Source organism: Paenibacillus ihuae (assembly GCF_001368795.1).
GTDB classification, from domain to species: domain Bacteria; phylum Bacillota; class Bacilli; order Paenibacillales; family Paenibacillaceae; genus Paenibacillus_AQ; species Paenibacillus_AQ ihuae.
In genome coordinates, this window is sequence record NZ_LN831203.1 from 106,843 (window position 1) to 112,086 (window position 5,244).

General features: G+C 50.1%; 5 protein-coding genes. 1 reads left to right on the forward strand and 4 read right to left on the reverse strand.

Annotation, left to right across the window (positions count from 1 at the left end; all coding sequences use genetic code 11):
* The 4 genes from AQR02_RS27310 to AQR02_RS27325 form a co-directional block, all read right to left on the reverse strand.
* Positions 1–583, reverse strand: a 583-nt coding sequence (locus AQR02_RS27310) for a response regulator (protein ID WP_148449230.1), incomplete at its 3' end; no start/stop codon positions are given.
* Positions 584–622: 39 nt separating this feature from the next.
* Positions 623–1,057: a chemotaxis protein CheW gene (locus tag AQR02_RS27315; protein ID WP_054943492.1), complete on the reverse strand. Its 435-nt coding sequence runs from the start codon at positions 1,055–1,057 to the stop codon at positions 623–625.
* Between the two features lie 24 nt (positions 1,058–1,081).
* Entirely contained in the window at positions 1,082–2,689 is a 1,608-nt protein-coding gene (locus tag AQR02_RS27320; RefSeq protein WP_054943493.1) for a methyl-accepting chemotaxis protein, read from the reverse strand.
* A gap of 29 nt (positions 2,690–2,718) precedes the next feature.
* A complete protein-coding gene (locus AQR02_RS27325; RefSeq protein WP_209444320.1) occupies positions 2,719–4,767 on the reverse strand; it encodes a chemotaxis protein CheA in 2,049 nt (682 codons plus the stop codon).
* Between the two features lie 176 nt (positions 4,768–4,943).
* On the opposite strand from AQR02_RS27325, the gene AQR02_RS27330 reads away from it, so the two are divergent.
* On the forward strand, positions 4,944–5,244 hold a 301-nt coding region (locus tag AQR02_RS27330), incomplete at its 3' end, for a response regulator (RefSeq protein ID WP_148449231.1).

Sequence of the window (5,244 nt, forward strand, 5' to 3'; positions counted from 1 at the left end):
AGGAGGTAATGACCTTCTCCAGCGCCTTTGGCCCGCCTGTAGAAGTGCCTATTGCACAAATGCCGGTAACCCTCCGGAGAGCGCGTTTAACTTCATGAGGTACAGGAGCTAACGGTGCCTGTTTAGGTCTGCTTGCCGGCAGCGGAGCTTTCGGAGTGTCATTCCCCCACCTTTGGACGAACTGATGGGAAGAAGCTGCTGCCTGCAGCATCACCCTTAGTTCATTTTGCCTGGAGACCAGTTCGCTTGAGATCGAGCCCGAGGGCTTTGCAATGAAATCCACTGCGCCCAGCATTAAGGCCTTGATGGTTGCATCTGCCCCCTCCTGGGTGAGGGAGCTCACCATGACTACAGGAGTCGGCCTGATTCTCATCACCTCGGCCAGCGCCTTCAGTCCATCCATCACAGGCATTTCCACGTCCATGGTTACTACATCCGGCTTCAGTGCCATTACCTGCTGAACCGCTTCTGCTCCATTTTTGGCGCCCCCGGCCACTTCAAAACCTGCAAATTCCTTAATCATCTCTGTCAGAAGCTTTCTCATAAAAGCAGAATCATCTACGACAAGTACTCTAATTCCCATCCAGCCCCCTCCCTTCCCCTTTAAAATCCGGCGGTCTGACTAATCACTCTCATCTTCAAACAACTTGTCCAGCTTCAGTACACTGACAACTCCGCTGTCCGATTTGCCGATCCCTTCGAAAAAAGCACTATTATGTTTCCCTAAACGTTCCGGTGGCGGCTGGGTATCATGAATCCGGACCACCTTATTCACATAATCCACCAGAACCCCAACTTGTTCCTCCTGGCGGTTGATAACTATAATGCGTGAACGCTTCGTAGGCGGGACACTTTCGAACTCAAAACGTTTACGCAAACTGATCACCGGTACAATTCTGCCTCTAAGATTGATAACCCCCTCAACATATGATGAGGTATGGGGAAGCTTGGTGATCTCCTGTACGCGGATGATCTCATGCACATCCTGGATCTGTACCGCATACTGCTCTTGTCCGATTCCGAATTCTACATACTGGTCTGCTGTACTCAAAGCCATCTATCCTCACCTGTCTTTCTCGGATTATGACATCCGGAATGCTTCCAGGGATTCGTTCAGCAGGGCTGTCGAATCTACCAGCGCATGCGATGAAGCCGAAGTTTCCTCTGCGCAGGCACAGACTTCCTGGCTGGCTGCCGCTATGCTCTGTACCGACTGGAGCACATCGTCCGCTTGAGCTGCCTGTTCCTCACTGGCCGCCGCTATTTCTGTTATCAGCTGTGCTGTCTCATTCACAATGCCCTTGATCTTATCAAACGCCGCCGCGGCATCCAGTGAGGATTGTACGCCAAGGCCAACCGCAGCTACACTTTTCGCTGTGTTCTCCTGCATCGTTTCGATGATCTGGGAAATCTGGCGTGTAGCTTCCCCGCTGCGTTCCGCCAGCTTGCGGACCTCATCGGCCACGACCGCAAAACCTCTGCCATGCTCACCGGCTCTCGCCGCTTCAATCGCGGCATTCAGGGCCAGGAGATTTGTCTGCTCAGCAATATCATCGATCAGATCCAGAATGTTGCCGATTTTTTTGGAATCTTCCTGGAGCTTAATCATTTGCTGGCTTGCCGCGTTCATTTCGTTAATAGAGGCATCCACCACACGCATATTCTCTGTAGAAATGCCTACCGTCTGCTGGTACATCGACGAGGCTCTTTCTGCATTCTGGGCCACGGAGGTTACGGCCATGCTCAGTTCCGCTACCAGAGTGGTCATCGTTTGAGCATCACTGGCCTGGTGCGTGCTGCTTCGCACCACTTCCTCTGTGTTCTGGGATATTTCGATGGAGGCCGTAGCAACCGTCTGTGACAGGCTTACCGATTTTTCGATCAGTTCTTTAATCTTTCCCGTCATATTATTGATGGCCAGCCCGACCTGTCCGATTTCATCCTTACTGCGCAGATCAAGCGGATCTACCGTAAGATCGCCGTCGGTCAGTCTTTCCATAACCTTCTGGATCATCTTGAAGGCCGAACTGATTTTACTTATATAAAGGAATCCTAGAAAAAAGGACAAGAGCAGCAGAACCACACTGATGGAGGCAACCTTTATAAAGGAGGCTGCAATAGCCTTCTCGGAATTGTTAACCTCAGTTTTCATAAAATCTTCGACAATGCCCTCTGCCGCATCCAGCTTATCCCGTGCTTCATTAAACTGATCCACACGCAGTAATTCATTTGTTACCGTCTTCTCTCCAGGGTCGTTTAGCAGTTCGCTGATAATTCCTCCCCATTCGGCAAATTGTAGTTTGGCATCGGCAAGCTCTGTCGAAATGTTGTTACCGTTCTCTGCTTTCAGGTTCAGGATGCGGGCATCCTTGTATTTCAAAAGAACCCCTTCCGTATTTCCCACCCGTTCATTGACCTGCTCAAGATTAGCATAATAGTCATCCAGTGCCTGTTTATCTCCGGTCGCAAGGAACAATTGCACTGCAGAATAGGCCTGGTACATATCCCTGTCCGCATTGGTTATATAATAGGTCAAGTTATAGCCGTGGTCATATAATACACGCTGCAAGTTATTATTGGTTGTATTGACCAGATTCAGAGACAGATAGCAAGTCAGCGCCATCGCCAGAATGGGAATCAGCAATACCGACAGCAGCTTCGCTTTGACAGACATTTTTATTTTGTTCATGGTTTTCCCCCGCATTCCTGTAGATTAAGTTAGAACAAGGAACTGATATCAAAGATTAAGGCAATTCTGCCGTCACCCATTATCGTAGCTCCTGTAACACATTTGATTTTACCGGCATATTTGCCGATAGATTTCACTACAATATCTGCGTTTCCATGGAGCTCATCCACTAACAGCGCGATTCTTTTCTCGGCCAGGCCCACGATCACCACCTGCTGATATGCCCTTTCCTTAGCCGGGTTGTCCCAGCCCAGCACCTCCTGCATGCTGGCCACCGGGAGAAACTCCCCGCGCAGGTTAATCACCGGCTGCTTACGGATATAACCGATCTCCTCCGGCTTCATCCGGATGATTCCGAGAACATTCGACATTGGGAGAACAAAGCTTGTGCCGTTGACCTTAATCTGCAGCCCGGATATGATCGCCAGTGTCAGGGGAAGACGGATACGAAACTCAGTTCCTTTGCCCACCTCGCTCTGAATATCGATAACTCCATTCAACTTCTCAATATGATCACGAACGATGTCCATGCCGACTCCCCGTCCGGAAATATCACTAACCACAGCCGCCATAGAAAATCCCGGCTTGAAAATTAATTGGATGGCTTCACGGTCCGATAATTTTGCCGCTGCCTCTTCACTAATGATTTGCTTCTTCACCGCGCTCTGCCGGATGCGTTCTGGATCTATTCCGTTGCCGTCGTCCATTACCCGGATAACCACCTGATTGCCCTCGTGGGAGGCCTGAATCGTCAAGGTCCCTTTGGGCGGCTTCCCCTTCTGCACGCGTTCAGCTTCCGATTCAATCCCGTGATCGACTCCGTTGCGGAGCAAATGGATGAGCGGATCTGTGATTTCTTCAATGACCGTGCGGTCCATCTCCGTCTCACCGCCGATCAGCTGCAAATCGACGTCTTTTCCAAGCTGCTTGGATAGGTCCCTTACAATCCGGGGCAGCCGGCTGAACAGCTGCTCGGCAGGCAGCATTCGGATCTTCATCACCTGCTCCTGCAATTCATGGATCACACGCCCCAGATGATCGTTTTGTCCAGCCAGCTTACTGCATGTCTCGTCCCCGCGGTATCGCTGATTCAGCAGCTGGCCGGCCTGCTTGATGCCTACTTGATCGATCAGCAGCTCCCCTACCAGATTCATCAGATGCTCCAGCCTGTCCACATCCACCCGGATAGAGCGGGTCTTTTTCTTCTCCTGCGCCGGGGCCTGATGTGGAGCCACAATATCTGCGGTAACCGGAGGCTCCACAGAGGGAGAAACATCATTGCCTGTCTCTTTGGCACTGGCGGCAGCTGCCTCCTCCGGCTCATCTATATATAGGGTCTGAATACGGACCTCCGCCACTTCCACCAGTGAGGCCAGCTTCCTCTGCAGTTCATCCGCCTGGATATCGGCAATAATCAGGAATTGAAGCTCCTGAAATACCTGCTCATTCTGTTCCGGAGCCCCCCTCTCCAGCTGAGGGCTCATTCTCACAATTTCCGCCAGATCAGCAATACGGTGATAAATAATGGACGCCCGGGCCGCTTTCATCAGACAATCCGGCTCCAGCGAGATTACAACCTCCAGGCTTGCCTTTCCCTGATCCCTGGCTTCCAGACAACGATACTGCTCATCCAGACTGATCGGGAGTTGAGGCATTATATCTTGATCATTTTTATCTGCAGCTTCTGCGGTACCTGCGGCACTTGAGGCAGGGGGAGAGACATAATTACGGAAATGTGTAATCCTGGCCACGATCTCCCGGTCGGACGTTTCGGATGTGCCCGAATACAAGTCCTCCTTCAAACTCCTGATAATATCCAAACTGTCAATGAGCAGCTCTACCAGCTCCGGCTCCACATTCAGCTGTTTGTTCCGGATCAGGTCCAGCAAAGACTCCATTTCATGGGTTACATTTTTTATGCGGTCAAATCCCATTGCTGCCGAGGAGCCCTTGAGCGTATGCGCAGCCCTGAATAATGACTGGATGGTCTCACTATCACAGTTCCCCTGTTCCAGCAGGAGCATCTTTTCCTCCATGATAAGAATCTGCTCATCCGCCTCTTCCATGTAAACGTCCAAAAACTGGTTCATATCCAAGTGAAATCACCACATTTCCCGGGGAACCACCCCTTTTTGCTTTACAATCTAGTTTTATCAAACAAATCTGGTGACAAAGTGATGTAAATATAAAAAAATATAGACAAGTTATGATAAAATCATAGATATCAGCATGTTTTTCTGGAGGTAATCCCCTTATGGTTAAGCCTAAAATCCTTGTAGTGGACGATGATCGTGATATCCTTATTCTCTTAAAAAAACGACTTGAGCTCGAAGGCTATGAGGTAATCACTGTTTCTGAAGGCCAGGAAGTGATTAGGCAGGTTAAGCTTCATCCCTTCTCATTAATCGTTCTGGATATTGTGATGCCTTCAATGAACGGACTGGATATCTGCAAAGCCATCCGTGATCTTGTAACCGCTCCTATTCTGCTTCTAAGCGCCAAAGACCGCGAAATCGATAAGGTACTCGGGCTTGAGCTGGGGGCGGATGACTATA

Coding starts and splice junctions, on each gene's coding strand:
- AQR02_RS27315 (WP_054943492.1), bottom strand. CDS start 1,057: ATGGCTTTGAGTACAGCAGACCAGTATGTAGAATTCGGAATCGGACAA.
- AQR02_RS27320 (WP_054943493.1), bottom strand. CDS start 2,689: ATGAACAAAATAAAAATGTCTGTCAAAGCGAAGCTGCTGTCGGTATTG.